The sequence below is a fragment of the Pseudomonas putida genome (assembly GCF_002025705.1).
Taxonomy (GTDB): Bacteria; Pseudomonadota; Gammaproteobacteria; order Pseudomonadales; family Pseudomonadaceae; genus Aquipseudomonas; species Aquipseudomonas putida_J.
This window is the reverse complement of sequence record NZ_CP018846.1, coordinates 5,569,278-5,591,764: the sequence shown is the minus strand read 5'-3', so window position 1 is coordinate 5,591,764 and position 22,487 is coordinate 5,569,278. Positions and strand designations below refer to the sequence as shown.

Genomic DNA, 22,487 nt, shown 5'->3' with positions numbered 1-22,487 from the left:
TTCTGCCCATGAGCCACATACCCAAGGCCGAGTATGCCCGTCGGCGCAAGGCGCTGATGGCGCAGATGGTCCCCAACAGCATTGCCATCCTGCCGGCTGCCGCGGTTGCCATCCGCAACCGCGACGTCGAGCACGTGTACCGCCAGGACAGCGATTTCCAGTACCTCAGCGGCTTCCCGGAGCCTGAGGCGGTGATCGCGCTGATCCCCGGGCGCGAGCATGGCGAGTACGTGTTGTTCTGTCGCGAGCGCAACCCTGAGCGCGAGCAGTGGGACGGGCTGCGTGCCGGCCAGGAAGGTGCTGTGCGTGACTTCGGCGCGGACGATGCCTTCCCGATCACCGATATCGACGAGATCCTGCCCGGCCTGATCGAAGGCCGCGAGCGGGTCTACAGCGCCATGGGCAGCAACCCCGAGTTCGACCGCCGGCTGATGGACTGGATCAATGTGATCCGCTCCAAGGCGCGCCTCGGCGCGCAGCCGCCGAACGAGTTCGTTGCGCTGGATCATCTGCTGCACGACATGCGCCTGTATAAATCGGCGGCGGAAGTGAAGGTGATGCGTGCTGCCGCAGATATCTCCGCGCGCGCCCATGTGCGGGCCATGCAGGCCTGCCGGGCCGGGTTGCATGAATACAGCCTGGAAGCCGAGCTGGACTACGAGTTTCGCAAGGGCGGGGCAAAGATGCCGGCCTATGGTTCGATCGTCGCCGCCGGGCGCAATGGCTGCATCCTGCACTATCAGCAGAACGACGCCTCACTCAAGGACGGCGACCTGGTGCTGATCGATGCCGGTTGCGAGATCGACTGCTACGCCAGCGACATTACCCGTACCTTCCCGGTCAGCGGGCGTTTTTCGCCCGAGCAGAAGGCCATTTACGAGCTGGTGCTCAAGGCCCAGGCTGCCGCCTTTGCCGAGATCGCCCCGGGCAAGCACTGGAACCACGCCCACGAGGCGACCGTGCAGGTCATCACTGAAGGCCTGGTGGAGCTTGGCTTGCTCAAGGGTGAGGTGCAGGCATTGATCGACAGCGAGGCCTACCGGGCCTTCTACATGCACCGCGCCGGGCACTGGCTGGGCATGGATGTGCACGATGTCGGCGAATACAAGGTCGGCGGCGAGTGGCGGGTGCTGGAACCCGGCATGGCGCTGACGGTCGAGCCGGGCATCTACATTGCCGCCGACAATCAGGAGGTCGCGAAGAAATGGCGCGGCATCGGCATCAGGATCGAGGATGACGTGGTAGTGACCAAGCAAGGTTGTGAAATTCTGACTTCAGGTGTGCCCCGCACAGTCGCCGAGATCGAGGCGCTGATGCAGGCTGCGCGCAAGGACGCGGCATGAGTCGGGTCAACCTGGCGATCATCGGCGGCGGTCTGGTTGGCGCGAGCCTGGCCCTGGCCCTGCAGGCCAGTGCCAAGGCACGTGGCTGGAAAATCCTGTTGATCGAGCCGTTCGCTCCCGGCGACAGCTTCCAGCCGAGCTACGATGCACGCTCCTCGGCTTTGTCGTTCGGCACCCGGCAGATCTACCAGCACCTTGGCCTGTGGCAAACCATCAGCCCGCGCGCCGAGCCGATTCGGCAGATTCAGGTCTCTGACCGCGGCCGTTTCGGCGCTACCCGCCTGGATGCCATGGAAGAGGGCGTGCCGGCCCTGGGTTACGTGGTGGAGAATGCCTGGCTCGGCCAATGCCTGTGGCAGGGGCTGGACCGTGAGGTGGTGAGCTGGCGTTGCCCGGCCGAAGTGAAGGCGATGCAGGCCATCGAGGGTGGCTACCGCCTGCTGCTGGACGACGACACCAGCCTGGAGTGCGACCTTGCAGTGCTGGCCGACGGTGGCCGCTCGGGTCTGCGCGAGCAGTTGGGCATTCATGTGCGCCGTACTCCGTACGAACAGAGCGCGTTGATCGCCAACATCACCCCGGGCGAGGCCCACTGTGGCCAAGCCTTCGAGCGCTTCACAGAACAAGGCCCGATGGCCTTGCTGCCGTTGCCGGAAAACCGCTGCGCGCTGGTCTGGACGCGGCAGGGGATGGACGCTCGGCGCCTGGCCGAAATCGACGAACGCAGCTTCCTGAGCGAGTTGCAGGATGCCTTTGGCTACCGCCTCGGCGCCCTGCGTCAGGTCGGTGCCCGGCATCTTTACCCGCTCGCGCTGATCGAGGCCGAAGAGCAGGTGCGGCCACACCTGGTGGTACTGGGCAACGCGGCGCACAGCCTGCACCCGATCGCCGGTCAAGGCTTCAACCTCTCGCTGCGTGATGTGCAATCGCTGGCCGATGCGCTGCTGGCAGGCCCGCAGCAGCCAGGTGACCTGGCCAGTCTGCAGGCCTATCGCCAGCGCCAGCGTCTCGACCAGGCCCTGACCATCGGCTTCTCCGACCAGGTCACCCGCCTGTTCGGCAGCAACCAGCCGCTGCTGGCGGCCGGGCGCAATATCGGCCTGCTCGGGCTCGACCTGCTGCCCCCGGCAAAAAGCTGGTTTGCCCGCCAGGCCATGGGCCTCGGTACCCGCCCCGATCCGCGGGGCCAGGCATGAGCAACCCGCGCAGGCTGGCGCGCCGGGCGCGCATGTTGCGCTGGCTGCTGAACTTCTACCCGCCATACATCGGTGCCGGCATCCGTATCCAGCACATCAGCCCGGACATGCGCAGCGTCAAGGTACGCATGAAGCTGACCCGTTGGAACCGCAACTACGTCGGCACCCAGTTTGGCGGCAGCCTGTACTCGATGGTCGATCCGTTCTACATGCTGTTGCTGATCGAGCAGCTGGGCCGCGAATACATCGTCTGGGACAAAGCCGCCAGCATCGATTTCATCGCCCCGGGCAAGAGCACGGTGTACGCCGAATTCCACGTCGATGACGCGCTGCTGGACGAAATCCGCCGGCAGACCGCCAGCGGCAAGAAGTACCTGCCGCGTGTGCAGGTCGATATCCGTGACGAAGCCGGCGAGCTGGTGGCACGGGTCGATAAAACCCTATACGTGCGGCTCAAGCCGCAAGCGAGGCAGGCGTAAGGCATGGAAATGCGCGCAGATCTGTTGATTGTCGGTGCCGGTATGGTCGGCAGCGCCCTGGCCCTGGCGCTTCGCCACAGCGGCCTGGAAATTCTCCTGCTCGATGGCGGCCCGCTGTCGGTCAAACCGTTCGATGGCGCCGCCCCGTTCGAGCCGCGGGTCAGTGCGTTGTCGGCGGCCAGCCAGCGTATCCTTGAACGCCTCGGTGCCTGGGACGGCATCGCCAGCCGGCGTGTGTCGCCGTATTCCGACATGCATGTATGGGATGGCAGCGGTACCGGTCAGATTCATTTCTCGGCAGCCAGCGTGCATGCCCAGGTGCTCGGCCATATCGTCGAGAACCGGGTGGTCCAGGATGGTCTGCTGGAGCGCCTGCACGACAGCGACATCGGCCTGTTGCCCAATGCCCGTCTGGAACAGCTGCGCCGTTCCGGTGACGAATGGCTGCTGACCCTGGCCGATGGTCGCCAACTGCGTACGCCACTGGTAGTGGCCGCAGACGGCGCCAATTCGGCGGTGCGCCGCCTGGCCGGCTGCGAGACCCGCGAATGGGATTACCTGCACCACGCGATCGTCACCAGCGTGCGCTGCAGTGCCGCGCACCAGGCCACCGCCTGGCAGCGTTTCACCGATGAGGGGCCGCTCGCGTTTCTGCCGCTGTCCCGTGACGGCAAGCAGGACTGGTGCTCGATCGTCTGGTCGACGACTCCGGAGCAGGCCGAGCAGATCATGGGACTGGATGAACAGGCCTTCCTCAAGGCCCTGGAGCGCGCTTTCGAGGGGCGTTTGGGCGATGTGCTGGAAGCCGACCCGCGCGTTTGCGTGCCGTTGCGCCAGCGCCATGCCAAGCGCTACGTGGACGAAGGGTTGGTGTTGATCGGCGATGCTGCGCACACCATTCACCCGTTGGCCGGGCAGGGTGTCAACCTGGGCTTCCTTGATGCTGCGGTGCTGGCCGAGGTGCTGGAGAAGGCCTGCGAGCGCGGTGAGCGGTTGGCGGATGTGAAAGTGCTTAGCCGTTATGAGCGCAGGCGCATGCCGCACAACCTGGCATTGATGGCGGCGATGGAAGGCTTCGAGCGATTGTTCCAGGCCAATCCGTTGCCATTGCGCTGGCTGCGAAACAGCGGCTTGAAGCTGGTGGAACAGATGCCGGAAGCCAAGGCGATGTTCGTACGCCAGGCTTTGGGGTTGACCGGGGATCTGCCGGAACTGGCCAAGGCTTGAGATGGCTGGGGCTGCTTTGCAGCCCTTTCTGACCGGTCCGGCGCCCCGGCAAGGCCGGGGCTGCGGTCTCCTGTAGGAGCGGCCTTGTGTCGCGAGAGGGTCGCAAAGCGGGCCTTGCAACATCCGGTAACTGCTCGGTAGATGAGCTGGAAAATGGGATTCACTACCATTTGCGCCTCTCATACGATCCGAGGAGTGCTTTCCATGTTGCCACGCAAGCCCCTATTGGCCGCCCTGGCCCTGACCCTGTTCGGCGGCACCGCCCAAGCGGCGGACGAAGTGGTGGTGTACTCCTCGCGCATCGACGAGCTGATCAAGCCGGTGTTCGACGCCTACACCGCCAAGACCGGGGTCAAGGTCAAGTTCATCACCGACAAGGAAGCGCCGCTGATGCAGCGCATCAAGGCCGAGGGCGAGAACGGTGTGGCCGACCTGCTGCTCACCGTCGATGCCGGCAACCTCTGGCAGGCCGAGCAGATGGGCATTCTGCAGCCGATCAAGTCGGACATCATCGACCAGAACATCCCGCCGCAGTATCGCGCTTCGTCCCATGACTGGACCGGCCTGAGCTTGCGCGCGCGGACCATCGTCTACTCCACCGAGCGGGTCAAACCCGCCGAGCTGACCACTTATGAAGCCCTTGCCGACAAGCACTGGGAAGGCCGCCTGTGCCTGCGCACGGCGAAGAAGGTGTACAACCAATCGCTGACGGCCACGCTGATCGAGAACCACGGCGAAGCCAAGACTGAACAGATCGTCAAAGGCTGGGTCAGCAACCTGTCCACTGACGTGTTCTCTGACGACAACGCCGTGATCAAGGCCATCGAAGCCGGCCAGTGCGATGTGGGCGTGGTCAACACCTACTACTACGGCCGCCTGCACGCTCAGAACCCGAAACTGCCGGTGAAGATCTTCTGGCCCAATCAAGGTGACCGTGGCGTGCACGTCAACCTTTCGGGCATCGGCCTGACCAAGCATGCACCGCACCCGGAAGCCGCCAAAAAGCTGGTCGAATGGATGACCGGCGAGGAGGCGCAGAAGCTGTTCGCCGACATCAACCAGGAGTTCCCGGCCAACCCGAAGGTCAAGCCGTCGGATGAAGTGGCTGCCTGGGGCAGCTTCAAGGCCGACAGCCTTCCGGTGGAAGTGGCTGGCAAGCGCCAGGCCGAGGCCATTCGCCTGATGGATCGGGCTGGCTGGAATTAAGCACCAGGCTTTACTCTTCCGGGGTATTTCAGGGCCCTTTCGCGGGTAATCCCGCTCCCACAGGAACACCATCGCACTTCAGGATGGCGCTAAACCCTGTAGGAGCGGGTTTACCCGCGAACGACCGCGCAGCGGTCGCTATTGCAACCGAGAATTCAACCTTGCCGCACACCCCACAAAGCCGCTGGTACCTCCCGGTCACTTTGACCGCCACCCTGGTCCTCCTGCCCTTGAGTGTGCTGCTGCTGTCCTGGCAGTCGGTCGACCTGCAGATCTGGTCGCACCTGCTCGACACCCAGATGGGCCGCCTGCTGGGCAATACCGCGACCCTGGTGGTCGGCGTCGGTATCGGCGTCACCGTGCTCGGCGTCAGCCTGGCCTGGCTCACCAGTCTGTGTGAGTTCCCCGGCCGGCGCTGGCTCGACTGGGCACTGATGCTGCCGTTTGCCATCCCTGCCTACGTGCTGGCCTTCGTCTTCGTCGGCCTGCTCGACTTTGCCGGCCCCGTGCAAAGCGCCCTGCGCGAGGTGTTCGGGCCCATGCGCCTGCCACGGGTACGCTCCACCGGTGGGGTGATCATCGTTCTGGTGCTGGTGTTCTACCCCTATGTCTACCTGCTGGCGCGCACGGCGTTCCTGGCCCAGGGCAAGGGCTTGATGGAGGCTGCCCGGGTACTTGGCCTGACACCCCTGCAAGCCTTCTGGCGGGTAGCCTTGCCGATGGCGCGGCCAGCGATTGGTGCGGGTATTGCCCTGGCGCTGATGGAGACCCTGGCCGATTTTGGCGCAGTGGCCGTGTTCAACTTCGATACCTTCACCACGGCCATCTACAAGACCTGGTACGGCTTTTTCAGCCTAGCCAGCGCGGCCCAGCTAGCCAGCCTGCTGCTGCTGGCGGTGATGCTGGTGCTGTACGGCGAGCGCCGCGCCCGTGGTGCGACCCGCAGTGGCAATGAGCGCCCGCGCGGCCAGGCGCTTTACCACTTGCGTGGGTTCAAGGCGCTGCTGGCCAGCGGCTGGTGCCTGCTGGTGTTCGCCTGCGCATTCGTCATTCCAGTGCTGCAGTTGCTGGCGTGGTTCTGGCAGCGCGGTCGGCATGACCTTGACGAGCGGTATGTCGGCCTGGTGCTGCATACGTTGTACCTGGGCGGCATGGCCGCGTTGATCACTGTTTGCGTGGCCCTGATGCTGGCCTTCGCCCGCCGTCAGGCGCCGACGGCCGGTATCCGAGCGGGCGTCGGCCTGGCCAACCTGGGCTACGCCTTGCCCGGCTCGGTGCTGGCGGTATCGATCATGCTGGCTTTCAGCTATCTGGATAATCAGCTGGTCATTCCGCTGTCGGCCTGGTTGGGTGGCGCAGGTAAGCCGCTGCTGCTGGGCAGCCTCGCCGCCTTGCTGCTGGCCTACCTTGTGCGCTTCATCGCTGTCGCCTATGGCCCATTGGAGAGCAGCCTGGAGCGCATCCGCCCCTCATTGCCGGAGGCTTCGCGCAGCCTTGGCGTCGGTGGCGTGGGTTTGTTTTTCAAGGTGTATCTGCCGTTGCTGGTTCCCGGAGCCCTGAGTGCCGCGTTGCTGGTGTTCGTCGATGTGCTCAAGGAAATGCCCGCCACCTTGCTGATGCGCCCGTTCGGCTGGGACACCCTGGCGGTCAGGGTGTTCGAGATGACCAGCGAAGGCGAATGGGCGCGCGCCTCGCTGCCGGCGCTGACCCTCGTGCTGGTGGGGCTGTTGCCGGTCATCGGGCTGATCCGCCGTTCGGCTCGTCGTCCGGGTCACAGTCACTGAGGATGCCAGCTTGCGCCCTTGCGGCTACAATGCGCGGCATTCGCGCGGCGGGTCCTACAAGAAGAGCTGACGATTAAACGTCATCGACCGCCGCCGCTTCGCCACGCCCGGAAGGAGAAACCCATGGGACAGCGCACGCTTTTGTACGACTTGCACCTGGCGCTTGGCGCCAAGACGGTCGATTTCGGCGGCTGGGACATGCCGCTGCACTATGGCTCGCAGGTCGAGGAGCACCACCAGGTGCGCAGCGACTGCGGTGTCTTCGATGTTTCCCACATGACGGTCATCGACATCGCCGGCGACGACGCCACGCCCTGGCTGCAACGTCTGCTGGCCAACGACGTGGCCCGTCTCGATGGCGCCGGCAAGGCGCTGTACAGCCCGTTGCTCAGCGAAGACGGCGGGGTCATCGACGACCTGATCGTCTACCGCACCCAAAGCGGTTACCGCCTGGTCACCAACGCGGCCACGCGGGCCAAGGTTATCGATTGGCTGCAGCGCCAGAGCGCCGGTTTCAACGTATCGTTCGACGTTCGCCCCGACCTCGCCATCCTCGCCATCCAGGGGCCCCATGCCCGGGAGAAAGTCGCCGCGCTGCTGAGCCCTGCGCGCGCCGCGCTTATCCGCGAACTGCGCCCGTTCGAAGGTGTTGCCGAAGGTGACTGGTTCATCGCGCGCACCGGCTACACCGGTGAGGACGGCCTGGAAATCATCCTGCCGGGTGATCAGGCGGTAGCGTTCTTCAACGACCTGGTCGGCGCCGGCATTGCGCCGAGCGGCCTGGGTGCGCGCGATACCCTGCGCCTGGAAGCCGGCATGAACCTGTACGGCCAGGACATCGATGAAAGCCACACCCCGCTGACCTCCAACCTGGGTTGGTGTGTCGCCTGGGAGCCAGCTGAACGCGACTTCGTCGGCCGTGCTGGCCTGTTGGCGGAAATCGACCGCGGTGTGCAGGAAAAACTGGTTGGCTTGGTGCTGGAAGAGCGCGGTGTGCTGCGTGCCCACCAAGTGGTTCGTGTAGCGGGGATTGGCGAAGGGGAGATCACCAGTGGTAGTTTCTCACCTACGCTGAGCAAATCCATTGCCCTGGCACGCGTGCCCATGGCTACCGGTGACCGCGCCGAGGTCGAGATCCGCGGCAAATGGTACCCGGTGCGGGTGGTCAGACCGACCTTCGTGCGCCACGGCAAGATTCTGATCTGAACAATTAACGGCGGGCCGAACCGCTGACCCAAACGAGGAATTCAACACATGAGCAATATCCCCGCCGATCTGCGTTTCGCCGAAAGCCACGAGTGGGCACGCCTGGAAGCTGATGGCAGCGTCACCGTAGGCATCAGCGACCACGCCCAGCAAGCGCTGGGTGACGTGGTGTTCGTCGAACTGGCCGAAGTCGGCAAGGTGTTCGGCGCTGGCGACGCTGCGGGCGTGGTCGAGTCGGTCAAGGCTGCTTCCGACATCTACGCTCCTGTTTCCGGTGAAGTGATCGCGGTCAACGAAGAGCTGGCCGATAGCCCGGAGCTGCTTAACGAAGAGCCCTACGCGTCGTGGATCTTCAAGCTCAAGCCAAGCAACCCGGCCGAGCTGGACAAGCTGCTGGATGCTGCAGGTTACGCAGCCGCTATCGGCGAGTAACGCCGCGTCGCCTGCTTCGCGGCTAAAGCCGCTCCTACAGGCACAGCGCCGCGCTCGAGGCCTGTGCAATGCCTTGTAGGAGCGGCTTTGATCTGGTCAAGTAATTTTGGACACCGGTTAAGGTTCATGCCGCTGCCCTGAGCTTTTCCTCCATAGCTACCGGGGTCTCGTAGCCGTTGTAGCTGTGGAGACGCTTTAGGTTGTAGCGCACCAAATAAGCCATGATGTCGGCTTTAGCTTCAGCTTCGGATTCATAGCCTCCTGCTGGCACCCATTCTGATTTCAATGCCCCGAAGAATCGCTCCATGGCCGCATTGTCCCAGCATTGGCCACGGTGGCTCATGCTCTGTTTCAAGCTGCACTCTTCAAGTACAGCCCTGAATTTATGGCTGGTGTACTGACAACCTTGATCTGAATGAAACATCACGCCCGTAGGCTTGCCTCTGGACTCAGACGCCATGCGCAGCGCGTCACAGGCCAACTTGGCATCAGCAGTCATTGAAAACGCCCAGCCCACAACTCGGCGTGCGTACAAGTCGATTACTGCGGCCAAGTACAGCCAACGTCTGCCAACCTGAATGTAAGTCACATCGCCACACCAGACCTCGTTGATCGTTGAAACCTTGAAGTTTCGCTTCAGTTGGTTTTCCGCAATCAGTGCTTCCGTGCCTGATGACCGATACCGGTGTGGCCTACGCTGCCGGCATTTCAGGCCAGCTTCACGCATAAGCGCACGCACTTTGTAACGCCCAACCACATGGCCTTCACGCCGCAGTTCTTGCATCAACGTGCGTGAACCCGCGGAGCTTCGTGACGCCATGAAGTGATTGATTACACGCGAGCGTAGAGCATCCCTGCCGGGATTCTCACGCCCTTGGCGTTTGCGCCATGCATAGAAACTACTGCGTTTGACCCCAAGCACACGACAGCAGTCGACAACACCGTATTGCTCACTCAGCTCGTTGATCAGCGAGAACGATCTTTGGAGTCCCGAAGCAGGAGAGCACTGGCCTTTTTTAGGATTTCGATATCCCGATCCTTTTGACGAACCAATGCTTCCAGCTCTTCGATACGTTGCTGCTCCGGAGTGATGGCTTTGGCTCCAGTCGGAACCTTACCCTCTCTCTCCTGGCGTACCTGCTCAACCCAACGGCGAAGGGCTGTACGGCCAATCCCGAGGATTTCGCATACCTCAGGAACTGACTGGCCACCGTCCAGGACCATTTCGGCAGCTTGGATTTTGTGTTCTTTCGAATAAGACTTGCGCACTGATTTTGCCTCCAATTGGGCGCCATCATAGCGCCCGATGAAGGTGTCCAAAATCATTAGGCCAGTTCACCTTAGCCGCGAAGAGGCCGAACCTGCAGAAACAAGTTTTCCCGCAGTATCGGCGATCCCTTCCTAGACTTATAAGTCTCCATGAGACCTGGTCTAGGAAGAGAGCGTCGACATGTCCCAGTCGCCATCCCTGCATCAACTGCAAGAGCTCAACCCTTTCCTGCGCCGCCACCTGGGGCCCGATGCCTCGGAGCAGCAGGCAATGCTCAGCACCCTCGGCCTCAACAGCCGCAGTGAGCTGATCGAGCAGACCGTGCCGCCAGGCATCCGCTTCAACCGTGCCCTCGACCTGCCGCCGGCTCTGGATGAACAGGCTGCGTTGGCCAAACTCGCAGGCTTCGCCGAGCAGAACCAGGTGTGGACCAGCCTCATCGGCATGGGCTACCACGGCACCGTCACGCCCACCGTCATCTTGCGCAACGTGCTGGAAAACCCCGGCTGGTACACCGCCTACACGCCCTATCAGCCCGAAATCGCCCAAGGTCGACTGGAGGCGCTGCTGAACTTCCAGCAGATGGTCATCGACCTCACCGGCCTGGCGCTGGCCAACGCGTCATTGCTCGACGAAGCCACGGCGGCTGCCGAAGCCATGGCCCTGGCCAAGCGTGTGGCGCGCAACAAGAGCAACGCGTTCTTTGCCGACGAGCATTGCCATCCACAGACCTTGTCGGTGCTGAAAACCCGCGCGGAAGGGTTCGGTTTCCAGTTGATCGTCGACGCTGTGGATAACCTCGCTCAGCACCAGGTCTTCGGTGCCTTGCTGCAATACCCGGATACCCACGGCGAGGTGCGCGACCTGCGCCCGTTCATCGACCAGTTACACAGCCAGCAGGCCCTGGCCTGTGTAGCTGCCGACCTGCTCAGCCTGGTGGTGCTGACTCCGCCCGGCGAGCTGGGTGCCGATGTGGTGCTGGGTTCGACTCAGCGCTTCGGCGTACCTATGGGCTACGGTGGTCCACACGCGGCCTATTTTGCGTGCCGTGACGATTACAAGCGGGCGATGCCCGGGCGCATCATCGGCGTGTCCCGCGATGCCCGTGGCAATACTGCGCTACGCATGGCCCTGCAGACGCGCGAGCAACATATCCGCCGCGAAAAAGCCAACTCCAACATCTGCACAGCCCAGGTACTGCTGGCCAACATCGCCGGGTTCTATGCGGTGTATCACGGCCCCGAGGGCCTGCAGCGCATTGCCCAGCGCGTGCACCGGCTGACCTTTGTGCTGGCAGCAGGCCTTGAGGCCAAAGGCATCAAGCGCCTCAACCAGCACTTTTTCGACACCTTGACCCTGGATGTCGGCGGCGCCCAGGCAGCGATCATCGAAAGTGCCGAAGCCGCCCGCATCAACCTGCGTATCCTGGGCCGCGGCCATCTGGGCGTGAGCCTGGACGAGACCTGCAGCGAAGCCACCGTGCTGCGGCTGCTGGATATTTTCCTGGGCGTCGATCACGGCCTGGATATCGCTACCCTCGACCAGCACGCGTTACCGGAAGGCATCCCCGCTGCGCTGGTGCGACGCACGCCGTTCCTCAGCCACCCGGTATTCAACCTGCACCACAGCGAAACCGAGATGCTGCGCTACCTCAAGCAGCTGGAGAACAAGGACCTGGCGCTGAACCAGTCGATGATCCCGCTGGGCTCCTGCACCATGAAGCTCAATGCCACCAGCGAGATGATCCCCATCACCTGGCCTGCTTTCGCCCAGCTTCATCCCTTTGCACCGGCAGCACAGGTCACCGGCTACAAGGCGATGATCGACGAGCTGGAAAGCTGGTTGTGCGCTATTACCGGCTTCGACGCCATCTGCATGCAGCCCAACTCCGGCGCCCAGGGTGAATATGCCGGGCTCATGGCCATCACCCGCTATCACCGCAGCCGTCATCAACCCCAGCGCACGCTGTGCCTGATCCCGTCGTCGGCCCACGGCACCAACCCGGCCTCGGCACAGATGGCTGGCATGGAGGTGGTGATCGTCGATTGTGACGATGCTGGCAACGTCGACCTCGAAGACCTCAAAGCCAAGGCCCATGCCGCCGGCGACAAGCTGTCGTGCCTGATGGTCACCTACCCCTCGACCCATGGCGTGTACGAAGAAGGTATCCGCGAGATCTGCGAGGTGGTCCACCAGCACGGTGGCCAGGTGTACATGGACGGTGCCAACCTCAACGCCCAGGTCGGCCTGGCGCGGCCAGCGGACATTGGCGCCGACGTTTCACACATGAACCTGCACAAGACCTTTTGTATCCCTCACGGCGGTGGCGGCCCGGGCATGGGGCCGATCGGCATCCGTGCTCATCTGAAGCCGTTCGTCGCCAGCCACCCGGTAGTGCCCGTGCCGGGCCTGGACCCTAACAACAGCGCGGTCAGCGCCGCGCCCTGGGGCAGTGCGAGCATCCTGCCGATCAGCTGGATGTACATCGCCATGATGGGCCCTCAGCTTGCTGATGCGAGCGAAGTGGCGATCCTTTCGGCCAACTACCTGGCCAGCCAGCTCGGCGGCGCGTTCCCGGTGTTGTACCGCGGGCGCAACCAGCGGGTGGCGCATGAGTGCATCCTCGACCTGCGGCCGCTCAAGGCGCAGACCGGCATCACCGAGGAGGACGTCGCCAAGCGCCTGATGGACTATGGCTTCCATGCCCCGACCATGTCGTTCCCGGTACCGGGAACGCTGATGATCGAGCCCACTGAAAGCGAGTCGAAGGCCGAGCTGGACCGCTTCGTCGAAGCGATGCTGGCAATTAGGGCGGAAATTGCCCAGGTGCAGGAAGGTAACTGGCCGGCGGAGGACAACCCGCTCAAGCATGCGCCGCATACCCTGGCCGATGTGCTGGCGCCGTGGGCCCGGCCTTATAGCCTGGAGCAGGCGGTTGCGCCCAGTGCCCACGTGCGGCTGCACAAGTACTGGCCAGCGGTGAACCGGGTCGACAATGTGTATGGGGACAGGAATCTGTTCTGTGCTTGCGTGCCTGTGGAGGCTTACCGCTGAAATCTGGGGCCGCATTGCGGCCCATCGCGACACAAGGCCGCTCCTGCAAGGGTTCGTGATCTGCTGTAGGAGCGGCCTTGTGTCGCGAAAGGGGCGCATAGCGCCCCCAAAGCCTTAGTTGGCTACCGCGTTCTTGGCCAGGATGGCGTTGGCCAGTTCCATGTCCGAGGCTTGCATCCCTGGGTTCTCGGCACGCACCTGTTGCAGCGCCTGCTCCAGGAACGGCCCGCGGATCGCACCCTCACTGGCGACGAAGCTGCCGGCGTCATCCTGCGCCGCGAGTACCAGCTTGTGGTCGTGCGAGGTGATGTAGCTCGACGCCGTGGTGGCGCCAGAGGTCATTACGTTACGCCAGAAGGTATCGGCCATGGCGGAGCCAACAGGCAGCGAAAGCAGGGCAGCAGCTGCGATGGCGGTTTTGAGACGCATGATGAAACACCTCGAAGGGTGAGGGTTGGAGATGGCCGGTTTGATCCAGCGAAATGGCCGCAAGTTCCTTGAATACAAGGGTTTTTTGCTCAGGAACAGACCCGCAGCACCTCCTCCAGACGGGTCAGCCCGCGGGTCACTTTCGCCTGCCCGCAGCTGCGCAGATCCTGTAACCCTTCAGCTAGAGCTTGCCGTTGCAGTTCGGCCAGATCGGTGCTGGCACTTATCCGTGCACGCAGGCTTTCACTCGGGATCAGCAGTTCGAACAAACCCGTCCGGCCACGATAGCCAGTGCCCCGGCAGACTTGGCACGGATCGCTCGATGGGCGGCCGTGGCATGTGTGGCAAAGCACGCGCACCAAACGTTGGGCCATGACCCCACCCAGGGTCGCCCGGATCAGGTAATCGGCAACTCCCAGCTCCAGCAGGCGGGTAATGGCGCTGCAGGTGTCATTGGTGTGCAGGGTGGAGAGCACCAGGTGCCCGGTGAGGGCAGCCTGAACGGCCACCATTGCGGTTTCGCGATCGCGGATCTCGCCGATCATGATGATGTCCGGGTCCTGGCGCAGCAGGGCGCGCACGCCATCGGCAAAACCCAGGCCCAGGGCAGGCTGCACCTGTAACTGGTTGAACGCCGGTTCCAGGCGCTCGATCGGGTCTTCGATGGTGCACAGGTTGACCTGCGGTGTGGCCAGCAACTTGAGGCTGGCGTAAAGCGTGCTGGTCTTGCCGGAGCCGGTTGGCCCGGTGACCAGCAAGATGCCCTGGCGACGCTGCAATAGCGTTTGCCACTGGCTCAACTGCTCGCCCTCCAGGCCCAGCTGGTCGAAATCTTCCTGCAACTGGCGCGGGTCGAACAAGCGCAGTACCAGTTTTTCACCAAAGGGCGTCGGCAGCGTCGAGAGGCGCAGCTCCACTTCGCTGCCGCCTGGCAGGCTGCTCTTCACCCTGCCGTCCTGTGGGCGGCGCTTTTCCGCTACGTCCATGCGCCCCAGGTGTTTCAGGCGGCTGACCACGGCCAGCGTGACGCTGGCCGGGAAGGCGTAGACCGTGTGTAGCAGCCCGTCGATGCGGTAGCGCAGGTGGCCCTGGTCGCGGCGTGGCTCCAGATGGATGTCACTGGCGCGTTGCTCGATGGCGTACTGCAGCAACCAGTCGACGATATGCACGATGTGCGCATCATCGGCGGTGGCCTCCACCTGGCGCTTGCCGAGCTCAAGCAAGTGTTCGAGCTCACCCAGGCTGGTCGCTTGCTGGTGCTGCGCACCTTGTACCGAGTGGGCCAGGCGGAACAGCGACTGGCCCAGTTGGCGGATCTGCAGCGGGCTGGCCAGCACCCGACGGATCGGCTTGCCCAGGCTGCGCGCGAGGTCGGCCTGCCACAGCTGTTGATAAGGTTCGGCACTGGCCACAGTGATGGCATCGGCTTCGTTGGCCACGATCAAGATGCCGTGGCGTTGCGCGAAGGCAGGGGAGATCAGGCCATTGACCCGGGCCAGGTCGAGTTGCATGGGGTCGATACGCAGGTAGGGCTGACCGACTTTTTGCGCCAGCCATTGGCAGAGGGTGTCCAGATTCAGCCGTTGGCCGGGCTGGCTGCGATCTTCCAGGCCCACGGCAGCGATGGTTTCAAGCGGGTGGTGAGCACTGTAGCGGGACGCTTGTTCGCGAACCTGGCATGAATCGTTGGCAGTCAGGTGCTGGTCGGCTTGCAAGGCGTCCAGCAGGCTTTTGAGGTCGAGGGCTTGCTCGTTGGGTGTGAACATCGGCGGCGTCCGTGCCTTGGGGGAGACCTTGGTCAAGGCTAGCCGTGCCTGGCGGAACGAGGCTTGGGAAAGGATTTCGGGATTTTGCGCCGCCGGGCTTCAGATCACCGCCAGCTCCAGGCGCGCCAGGTTTTCCAGGCTCACTTCCCCGACACACACCAGGTTGCGCAGTTTTTGCGCAATCACTTGCGCCCGATGCCAGCTCAGCCCGCCGATGCCAACTTCGATGTCGAGCCAGTCTTCCTGCTGGTTGACCTGCACGCTGTGCGGTGTCAGGAACTGCAGGGCAAACAGGTTGAGCACCCGGCAAAGGGTATCCGGCTCGGCTTCGGCCTGCAGGCGATATCGTACGCTGCTGTGGCTGGTGTTGGCGGCCCAGGCATCGCTGCGGGGCAGAGGGCGTTCGAGTGCGTTCATGCTGGGTCTCCGCGAATGTGGGAGAAATTCTTGCACGTCGAGTGCGGTATTTTTTCGCTATGATTCCATCGAATGGCTAGTGCTGCAGATTGTTCAATTCGAATAAGTGCTTTTTGGAGAATTATTAATGCAAGGCGAACTGGATGCCTATGACCGGCGCATTCTCGAGCTCCTGCAAGAGGACGCGTCGCTGTCCAGTGCGCAGATCGCCGAGCGTGTCGGGCTGTCGCAATCACCCTGCTGGCGCAGGATTCAGCGGCTGAAAGAGGAAGGGGTGATCCGTGGGCAGGTGACCCTGCTGGACCGCAAGAAAGTCGGCCTGAATACGCAGATTTTCGCCGAGGTGAAACTCAACGCCCACGGCCGTTCCAACTTCACCGAATTCACCGAGGCGATCCGCGGGTTTCCGGAAGTGCTGGAGTGCTATGTGCTGATGGGGGCAGTGGACTTTCTGTTGCGCATCGTTACCTCGGATATCGAGGCTTATGAACGCTTCTTCTTCGAAAAGCTCTCGAACGTGCCGGGTATTCAGGAAGTGAACTCAATTGTGGCGCTGTCGGAGATCAAGTCCACCACCAGCCTGCCACTGTCGAGGTGAGGCCGCTTCAGATCCGCTGATGCGGCCCCTGTAGGAGCGGCCTAGTGTCGCAAGAGGGCCGCAAAGCGGACCCGGCAAATTCAGCCTACTGCACAGATCCTGGGGGCGCTTCGCACCCCTTTCGCGACACAAGGCCGCTCCTACAAAGCCTTGTTAGCCTTCAGAGGCGGTCTCAAGCCTTGAGCAAGTGCTTCCAGCCACGGCTCTGATCGACCGCCCGAGCCTGCTCGATACGCGCTTCCAGCAGTTCGCCAGGCTCTTCGCCCAACGGCAGCTCAGCCAGTTCATGCAGCTTTTTCAGGTCGCCGTACAGGCGGTCCATCTGCGGTGCTTCGAGCACCTGGCGAGCATGGTGCAGCCAGGCCAGCAGCTGTTCGATACGCGGTAGCTGTTCGGCCAGGTCTTCCGGGCGCTGGGTGTACAGCGGCAGCTTCAGCGAGCGGCCTTCCTCGCCCAGCAGGTGCGCCAGCCAGCTGGCCAGCTGCGCCTTGCCCTGGCGCTCGCCACGGCCCTTGCGCTCCACGGCCCAGGCACGGGCCAGCAGCCAGCGTGAGGTTTCCAGGGAGAACTGGCCCCAGCGTACGTCTTCGAGCTCTTCGATGAACTGCTCGGGCGCGGCGCGGCGGATGTCTTCGTCGTCATTGCCGGCCTGCACCAGCGGGCGCCAGTCTTCCAGCAGCGCGTCGAGGCTGGCGCGCAGCTCGCGGGTAGTCGCGCGTGGCGCGGCTTGGCCCAGGCTGGCAACCAGTGCGCGCAGTTCGGCCAGGCACTGCACCCAGTCCTGCAGCAGGCGCCAGTGGCCATTGTGGCGATACTGCTCGGCCAGGCGCTGGCTGCTGCCCAGCAATTGCCAGGCGAGGGCGGTGAAGGCGTCGTCCACGGCCATTTCGGCGTCCAGCTCGGTGGTTGGCAGGCCCAGCTCGTAGCTGTCCGGCTCCAGCAGGCGGTAGCCGCGCTCGGCCTTGCTGATGTCGCACGGCATCAGCGGCAGGCTGGCGGCCAGCTCGGCAGCCAGCTCCAGCAGCGCTTCAGGGGCGCCTTCGCGCAGCTCCAGTTCGAGCTCGCAGATCTCTTCCTTCTGCTTGCCGGCGATCACGAAGCCCTGGTCCAGCGCGGCCTCGATCACTACCTTGCTCTTGCCACGGCCCCAGGCGATTTCGGCGAACTCGCGGGTGAAATCGGTGGTGAACAGCGGCTTGATGGTTTTCTTGTCCAGCTCGGCCAGTTGCTCTGGCCAGCAGGTGGCGTCGAGCTTTTTCAGGTCGAGCTTGACCTTGTCCAGGTGCCATTCGTATTCGTTGCGCTCGGACAGCCCGGCGACGCTCTGGCCACGGCACTTCAGGGTCTGGATGATCTCCTCGCCGTCGCGGCGCAGGCGCAGGGCGACACGGGCGGCGGAGAGGTCGCGCGCAGGGGTGTCGAAGTACTGGTTGAGCAGCTCGCGGGTCTGCCAGCCGGACTTGTTGCGCTTTTTCAGCAGGGGGTGCTCGCGCAGGGCAGCCAGGGTCTCGCGACTGGCGCGGAGCTTGAGTTCGGTTTCTTTGTGCATCGCAGGCTCGAAGGAGGGCGTGATTGCCGTGCAGTCTACAGGACTGGGCCGGCAACGGTTTATTCCTTGCGCCGGATGGCCCTATGATGGGCAACGCTTCCGAGGAGTACGCGCATGCCGTTGCCAACGCTGAAAGACCAGTTTGCCGCCTTGATCGCCGCGCCCTCGGTCAGTTGCACCCAGCCTGCGCTGGACCAGTCCAACCGCCAGGTCATCGACCTGCTGGCCGGCTGGTTGGGCGATCTGGGGTTCAGTTGTGACATCCGCCAGGTCAGCCCGGGCAAGTTCAACTTGCTGGCCAGCCGTGGCACCGGCCCCGGCGGCCTGGTGTTGGCAGGCCATAGCGACACCGTGCCCTATGACGAACAGCTGTGGTCCAGCGACCCGCTCAAGCTGACCGAGGTCGACGGCCGCTGGGTCGGCCTGGGCAGCTGTGACATGAAAGGCTTTTTCGCCTTGGTCATCGAAGCGGTGATTCCGCTGCTTGAGCACGATTTCAAGCAACCACTGCTGATCCTCGCCACCTGCGATGAAGAAAGCTCGATGTCCGGCGCCCGGGCCCTGGCAGCCGCCGGCCAGCCACTCGGCCGCGCTGCGGTGATCGGCGAGCCCACGGGCCTGCGGCCGATCCGTATGCACAAGGGCATACTCATGGACCGCATCGACATCCTCGGGCGCAGCGGCCATTCGTCCGACCCGAGCCTGGGCCACAGCGCGATGGAGGCCATGCATGAGGTGATGGGTGAACTGATGGGCCTGCGCCGGCAGTGGCAGGAAACCTTCCGCAATCCGCAATTTACCGTGCCTACGCCAACCATGAACTTCGGCTGCATCCATGGGGGGGACAACCCCAACCGCATCTGTGGCCAGTGCGCCCTGGAGTTCGACCTGCGCCCGCTGCCTGGCATGGATGTCGAACAGCTGCGCGCTGCCATTCGCGGCAAGCTGAAGCCGGTGGCCGAGCGCCATGAGGTGCGTATCGACTATGCGCCGCTGTTCCCGGAGGTGCCGCCCTTCGAGCAGGCCGCCGACGCCGAACTGGTGCAAGTGGCCGAACGCCTCACTGGCCATCGCGCCGAAGCGGTGGCGTTCGGTACCGAAGCGCCTTATCTTCAGCAGCTGGGTTGCCAGACCATCGTGCTGGGCCCCGGCGATATCGCCTGTGCTCACCAGCCCGGCGAATACCTTGAAATGTCACGAATCGAGCCTACCGTGCGTCTATTGCGTGACTTGATCCGGCACTACTGCCTGAATTAAACGTCCACCCTGTTGATTCGTTCTTGCCTAGAGGAGACCGCGCGTGACCGCAAGCCTGTTCCGACGATGATCCTGAACGCCGTGTGATTCACCGTTCTCCGTCCACTTTATCCACAGGCCCTGTCATGCCCGAATACGTCAACTGGCTACGTCATGCCTCCCCGTACATCAATGCCCATCGCGACTGCACCTTCGTGGTCATGCTCCCCGGCGATGGGGTTGAACACCCGAATTTCGGCAATATCGTCCACGACCTGGTGCTGCTGCACAGCCTGGGTGTGCGCCTGGTGCTGGTACATGGGTCGCGCCCGCAGATCGAAAGCCGTCTGTCTGATCGCGGCCTGACCCCGCACTACCACCGGGGCATGCGCATTACTGATACCGCCACCCTGGACTGCGTGATCGATGCCGTCGGTGCCCTGCGCCTGGCCATCGAGGCGCGCCTGTCGATGGATATCGCCGCCTCGCCGATGCAGGGCTCGCGCTTGCGCGTGGCCTCCGGCAACCTGGTCACTGCACGGCCGATCGGCGTGCTCGAAGGGGTGGACTACCACCACACCGGCGAGGTGCGCCGGGTCGATCGCAAGGGCATCAGCCGCCTGCTCGACGAACGCTCCATCGTGCTGCTGTCGCCGCTGGGCTACTCGCCCACCGGTGAAATCTTCAACCTGGCTTGCGAAGATGTCGCTACGCGCGCTGCCATCGAGCTGGGTGCAGACAAGCTGCTGCTGTTCGGCGCCGAACCTGGCCTGCTGGACGAAAACGGCAAGCTGGTACGTGAATTACGCCCGCAACAGATCGCCCCGCACCTGGCGCGCCTGGGCAGCGATTACCAGGGCGAGCTGCTGGATGCCGCCGCCGAGGCCTGCAAAGGCGGTGTGGCGCGTAGCCATATCGTCAGTTATGCCGAGGACGGTGCGCTGCTGACCGAGCTGTTCACCCGTGAGGGTGGCGGTACGTTGGTGTCGCAGGAGCAGTTCGAGGTAGTACGTGAGGCGACCATCGATGATGTCGGTGGCCTGCTGGAGCTGATCAGCCCGCTGGAAGAGCAGGGCATCCTGGTGCGTCGTTCACGCGAGGTGCTGGAACGCGAGATCGAACAGTTCAGCGTGGTCGAGCGTGAAGGGATGATCATTGCCTGCGCGGCGCTGTACCCGATTGCCGATTCGCAGGCGGGTGAACTGGCGTGCCTGGCGGTGAACCCGGAATACCGCCATGGTGGGCGTGGGGATGAGCTGCTTGAGCGGATCGAAGGGCGGGCGAGGCAGATGGGGTTGAACACCTTGTTCGTGCTTACCACCCGCACGGCGCACTGGTTCCGTGAACGCGGGTTTGCGCCCAGCGGTGTTGAGCGGCTGCCGGCTGCGCGTGCTTCGCTGTACAACTACCAGCGCAATTCGAAGATTTTCGAGAAATCCCTCTAAACCATAGCGCGCCCTTATGTGGGAGCGGCCTTGTGTCGCGAAAGGGCCGCAGAGCGGCCCCGGCAATATCAGGCGGATGCACAAATTTTGGGGGGCGCTTCGCACCCCTTTCGCGACACAAGGCCGCTCCCACATCAGGGGCGGCGTTTTTGTTTACACGGTGTGCAGATACCAGTTGTACTCGAGGTCGGAGATCGAGTGCTCGAACTCCTCCAGCTCGCTTTCCTTGCACGCGACGAAGATGTCGATGTACTTCGGATCGATGTACTTGTTCAGGATCTCGCTGTCGTCCAGCTCGCGCAGGGCATCGCGCAGGTTGTTCGGCAGGCTCTGCTCCAGCTGCTCGTACGAGTTGCCTTCAATTGGCGTGCCTGGCTCGATCTTGTTGGTCAGGCCGTGGTGCACGCCTGCCAGCACGGCAGCCATCATCAGGTACGGGTTGGCGTCGGCGCCAGCTACGCGGTGCTCGATACGCACGGCATCTGCAGAGCCAGTCGGCACACGCAGGGCCACGGTACGGTTGTCCAGGCCCCAGCTCGGCGCGTTCGGCACGTAGAACTGCGCGCCGAAGCGGCGGTAGGAGTTGACGTTCGGGCAGAGGAACGCCATGGACGCAGGCAGGGTCTCGAGCACACCGCCGACAGCGTGACGTAGCGCGGCGTTCTGCTCGGGATCCTCGCTGGTGAAGATGTTGTTGCCATCTTTGTCCAGCACGGAGATGTGTACATGCAGGCCGTTGCCAGCCTGGCCCGGGTAGGGCTTGGCCATGAAGGTGGTGTCCATTTCATGGTCGTAGGCGATGTTCTTGATCAACCGCTTGAGCAGTACCGCGTAGTCGCAGGCCTTGAGCGGGTCGGCAACGTGGTGCAGGTTGACTTCGAACTGCGCCGGGGCGCTTTCCTTGACGATGGCGTCGGCCGGGATGCCTTGCTCTTTCGCGCCTTCCAGGATGTCCTGCAGGCAGTCGGCATATTCGTCGAGGTCGTCGATCAGGTACACCTGGGTCGACTGCGGGCGCTTGCCCGAGATTGGCGAGCGTGGCGGCTGCGGGCGGCCGTTCACGTTCTCCTGGTCGATGAGGTAGAACTCCAACTCGAACGCGGCGCAGATGGTCAGGCCCATGTCGGTGAACTTGCTCACCACCTGACGCAGCACTTCGCGCGGGTCAGCGAAGAACGGCTCGCCTTCCAGTTCGTGCATGGTCATCAGCAGCTGGGCGGTAGGACGCTTTTGCCACGGCTCATTGCAGAGCGTGTCGGGGATTGGATAGCAGATGCGGTCAGCATCGCCGATGTCCAGGCCCAGCCCGGTGCTTTCGACGGTGGAACCGTTGATGTCCAGGGCGAAGAGGGAGGCAGGCAGGTTGATGCCTTTCTCGTAAACCTTGTGGAGGCTGGTGCGCTCAATGCGCTTGCCGCGCACCACACCATTCATATCTGCAATCAAAAGGTCAACGTAGAGAACCTCAGGATGTTCCTTAAGGAACGCGTTCGCTTCGTTAAGCTGAACGGCACGCGGGGGTACCGACATGATGCAACACCTTTGTTGTTAAAAATATCAATCAAGGGGGGCTTGCAGGACCAGTCAATCGAAAAGACAAACTGATGTCAAGCCAACCCCATGATGCCCTGAAATGGCACATCGACGGCAGATTTGCTGCATATCGGGGCGTGCCATTATCCGCTATTTCCCTCGCAAAGGGCTATCTCCGACATGCCGTGTTTTATTTTTTACGGAGGTGTTGTGTAAAAAAATTAACAAGGCTAAGCTCGGACTCAACCCAGAACACAATAATACGAGGGTCACATGGTCCGCTTGTCGCGACCTGAACGCGCTGCCTGCGCAGTGCA

General features: G+C 63.1%; 19 protein-coding genes. 12 read left to right on the top strand and 7 right to left on the bottom strand.

The annotated features are described in order from the left end of the window. Window positions 1-8: 8 nt before the first annotated feature. From pepP to gcvH, 8 genes are all read left to right on the top strand, one after another. Window positions 9-1,343 carry a Xaa-Pro aminopeptidase gene (gene pepP / locus BUQ73_RS25325; RefSeq protein WP_079230146.1) on the top strand — a complete coding sequence of 445 codons (1,335 nt, stop codon included), beginning with the start codon at window positions 9-11 and terminating at the stop codon, window positions 1,341-1,343. Continuing rightward, the gene (gene ubiH / locus BUQ73_RS25320; protein ID WP_079230145.1) at window positions 1,340-2,539 is read left to right on the top strand and encodes a 2-octaprenyl-6-methoxyphenyl hydroxylase; all 1,200 of its coding nucleotides are present in this window, start codon (window positions 1,340-1,342) and stop codon (window positions 2,537-2,539) included. The genes pepP and ubiH overlap by 4 nt, the downstream gene beginning before the upstream one ends. After that, window positions 2,536-3,018, top strand: a complete 483-nt coding sequence (locus BUQ73_RS25315; protein ID WP_079230144.1) for a DUF4442 domain-containing protein — start codon at window positions 2,536-2,538, stop codon at window positions 3,016-3,018. Before ubiH ends, BUQ73_RS25315 begins: the two co-directional genes overlap by 4 nt. 9 nt (window positions 3,019-3,027) lie before the next feature. After that, on the top strand, window positions 3,028-4,245 hold the full coding sequence (locus tag BUQ73_RS25310) for a 2-octaprenyl-3-methyl-6-methoxy-1,4-benzoquinol hydroxylase (RefSeq protein ID WP_192858732.1): 1,218 nt from the start codon (window positions 3,028-3,030) through the stop codon (window positions 4,243-4,245). A gap of 204 nt (window positions 4,246-4,449) precedes the next feature. Continuing rightward, the gene (locus BUQ73_RS25305; protein WP_079230142.1) at window positions 4,450-5,451 is read left to right on the top strand and encodes an extracellular solute-binding protein; all 1,002 of its coding nucleotides are present in this window, start codon (window positions 4,450-4,452) and stop codon (window positions 5,449-5,451) included. A 161-nt stretch (window positions 5,452-5,612) separates the two neighbouring features. Next, window positions 5,613-7,235 (top strand): ABC transporter permease, encoded by a 1,623-nt coding sequence (locus BUQ73_RS25300; RefSeq protein WP_079230141.1) that lies wholly within the window; start codon window positions 5,613-5,615, stop codon window positions 7,233-7,235. Between the two features lie 123 nt (window positions 7,236-7,358). Continuing rightward, entirely contained in the window at window positions 7,359-8,441 is a 1,083-nt protein-coding gene (gene gcvT / locus BUQ73_RS25295) for a glycine cleavage system aminomethyltransferase GcvT (RefSeq protein WP_079230140.1), read from the top strand. A 48-nt stretch (window positions 8,442-8,489) separates the two neighbouring features. Continuing rightward, complete coding sequence (gcvH, locus tag BUQ73_RS25290) at window positions 8,490-8,873, top strand: glycine cleavage system protein GcvH (protein ID WP_079230139.1); 384 nt, start codon at window positions 8,490-8,492, stop codon at window positions 8,871-8,873. 124 nt (window positions 8,874-8,997) lie between these two features. Here the strand turns inward: gcvH and BUQ73_RS25285 are convergent, their stop codons facing one another. Continuing rightward, a complete protein-coding gene (locus BUQ73_RS25285; protein ID WP_237772777.1) occupies window positions 8,998-9,831 on the bottom strand; it encodes an IS3 family transposase in 834 nt (277 codons plus the stop codon). Window positions 9,832-9,839: 8 nt separating this feature from the next. Further along, on the bottom strand, window positions 9,840-10,199 hold the full coding sequence (locus tag BUQ73_RS28790; RefSeq protein WP_237772709.1) for a transposase: 360 nt from the start codon (window positions 10,197-10,199) through the stop codon (window positions 9,840-9,842). A 124-nt stretch (window positions 10,200-10,323) separates the two neighbouring features. Between BUQ73_RS28790 and gcvP the strand changes: the two genes are divergently transcribed. Beyond that, on the top strand, window positions 10,324-13,197 hold the full coding sequence (gene gcvP, locus BUQ73_RS25280; RefSeq protein ID WP_079230138.1) for an aminomethyl-transferring glycine dehydrogenase: 2,874 nt from the start codon (window positions 10,324-10,326) through the stop codon (window positions 13,195-13,197). Window positions 13,198-13,311: 114 nt separating this feature from the next. Here gcvP and BUQ73_RS25275 read toward each other — a convergent pair whose 3' ends face one another. The 3 genes from BUQ73_RS25275 to BUQ73_RS25265 form a co-directional block, all read right to left on the bottom strand. Beyond that, the gene (locus BUQ73_RS25275; RefSeq protein ID WP_079230137.1) at window positions 13,312-13,626 is read right to left on the bottom strand and encodes a DUF2388 domain-containing protein; all 315 of its coding nucleotides are present in this window, start codon (window positions 13,624-13,626) and stop codon (window positions 13,312-13,314) included. Window positions 13,627-13,715: 89 nt separating this feature from the next. Next, entirely contained in the window at window positions 13,716-15,392 is a 1,677-nt protein-coding gene (locus tag BUQ73_RS25270; RefSeq protein ID WP_079230136.1) for a GspE/PulE family protein, read from the bottom strand. A 99-nt stretch (window positions 15,393-15,491) separates the two neighbouring features. After that, entirely contained in the window at window positions 15,492-15,809 is a 318-nt protein-coding gene (locus BUQ73_RS25265; RefSeq protein ID WP_079230135.1) for a hypothetical protein, read from the bottom strand. Window positions 15,810-15,936: 127 nt separating this feature from the next. Here BUQ73_RS25265 and BUQ73_RS25260 point away from each other — a divergent pair, with 127 nt between their 5' ends. Further along, window positions 15,937-16,407: an Lrp/AsnC family transcriptional regulator gene (locus BUQ73_RS25260; RefSeq protein WP_079230134.1), complete on the top strand. Its 471-nt coding sequence runs from the start codon at window positions 15,937-15,939 to the stop codon at window positions 16,405-16,407. A gap of 172 nt (window positions 16,408-16,579) precedes the next feature. Here the strand turns inward: BUQ73_RS25260 and BUQ73_RS25255 are convergent, their stop codons facing one another. Next, on the bottom strand, window positions 16,580-17,956 hold the full coding sequence (locus tag BUQ73_RS25255; RefSeq protein ID WP_079230133.1) for an inorganic triphosphatase: 1,377 nt from the start codon (window positions 17,954-17,956) through the stop codon (window positions 16,580-16,582). Between the two features lie 114 nt (window positions 17,957-18,070). Here BUQ73_RS25255 and argE point away from each other — a divergent pair, with 114 nt between their 5' ends. Together argE and argA are read left to right on the top strand one after the other, a co-directional pair. Next, window positions 18,071-19,213: an acetylornithine deacetylase gene (argE, locus tag BUQ73_RS25250; protein ID WP_027920889.1), complete on the top strand. Its 1,143-nt coding sequence runs from the start codon at window positions 18,071-18,073 to the stop codon at window positions 19,211-19,213. A 125-nt stretch (window positions 19,214-19,338) separates the two neighbouring features. Next, a complete protein-coding gene (gene argA, locus BUQ73_RS25245) occupies window positions 19,339-20,637 on the top strand; it encodes an amino-acid N-acetyltransferase (RefSeq protein WP_079230132.1) in 1,299 nt (432 codons plus the stop codon). Between the two features lie 153 nt (window positions 20,638-20,790). Here the strand turns inward: argA and BUQ73_RS25240 are convergent, their stop codons facing one another. Beyond that, on the bottom strand, window positions 20,791-22,167 hold the full coding sequence (locus BUQ73_RS25240) for a glutamine synthetase family protein (RefSeq protein ID WP_027920891.1): 1,377 nt from the start codon (window positions 22,165-22,167) through the stop codon (window positions 20,791-20,793). Between the last annotated feature and the right edge of the window lie 320 nt (window positions 22,168-22,487).

Excerpts from the sequence above, each read along its gene's own strand:
- pepP (WP_079230146.1), top strand. The coding sequence starts at position 9 with ATGAGCCACATACCCAAGGCCGAGTATGCCCGTCGGCGCAAGGCGCTG.
- ubiH (WP_079230145.1), top strand. The coding sequence starts at position 1,340 with ATGAGTCGGGTCAACCTGGCGATCATCGGCGGCGGTCTGGTTGGCGCG.
- BUQ73_RS25315 (WP_079230144.1), top strand. The coding sequence starts at position 2,536 with ATGAGCAACCCGCGCAGGCTGGCGCGCCGGGCGCGCATGTTGCGCTGG.
- BUQ73_RS25310 (WP_192858732.1), top strand. The coding sequence starts at position 3,028 with ATGCGCGCAGATCTGTTGATTGTCGGTGCCGGTATGGTCGGCAGCGCC.
- BUQ73_RS25305 (WP_079230142.1), top strand. The coding sequence starts at position 4,450 with ATGTTGCCACGCAAGCCCCTATTGGCCGCCCTGGCCCTGACCCTGTTC.
- gcvT (WP_079230140.1), top strand. The coding sequence starts at position 7,359 with ATGGGACAGCGCACGCTTTTGTACGACTTGCACCTGGCGCTTGGCGCC.
- gcvH (WP_079230139.1), top strand. The coding sequence starts at position 8,490 with ATGAGCAATATCCCCGCCGATCTGCGTTTCGCCGAAAGCCACGAGTGG.
- BUQ73_RS28790 (WP_237772709.1), bottom strand. The coding sequence starts at position 10,199 with ATGATTTTGGACACCTTCATCGGGCGCTATGATGGCGCCCAATTGGAG.
- gcvP (WP_079230138.1), top strand. The coding sequence starts at position 10,324 with ATGTCCCAGTCGCCATCCCTGCATCAACTGCAAGAGCTCAACCCTTTC.
- BUQ73_RS25275 (WP_079230137.1), bottom strand. The coding sequence starts at position 13,626 with ATGCGTCTCAAAACCGCCATCGCAGCTGCTGCCCTGCTTTCGCTGCCT.
- BUQ73_RS25270 (WP_079230136.1), bottom strand. The coding sequence starts at position 15,392 with ATGTTCACACCCAACGAGCAAGCCCTCGACCTCAAAAGCCTGCTGGAC.
- BUQ73_RS25265 (WP_079230135.1), bottom strand. The coding sequence starts at position 15,809 with ATGAACGCACTCGAACGCCCTCTGCCCCGCAGCGATGCCTGGGCCGCC.
- BUQ73_RS25260 (WP_079230134.1), top strand. The coding sequence starts at position 15,937 with ATGCAAGGCGAACTGGATGCCTATGACCGGCGCATTCTCGAGCTCCTG.
- BUQ73_RS25255 (WP_079230133.1), bottom strand. The coding sequence starts at position 17,956 with ATGCACAAAGAAACCGAACTCAAGCTCCGCGCCAGTCGCGAGACCCTG.
- argE (WP_027920889.1), top strand. The coding sequence starts at position 18,071 with ATGCCGTTGCCAACGCTGAAAGACCAGTTTGCCGCCTTGATCGCCGCG.
- argA (WP_079230132.1), top strand. The coding sequence starts at position 19,339 with ATGCCCGAATACGTCAACTGGCTACGTCATGCCTCCCCGTACATCAAT.
- BUQ73_RS25240 (WP_027920891.1), bottom strand. The coding sequence starts at position 22,167 with ATGTCGGTACCCCCGCGTGCCGTTCAGCTTAACGAAGCGAACGCGTTC.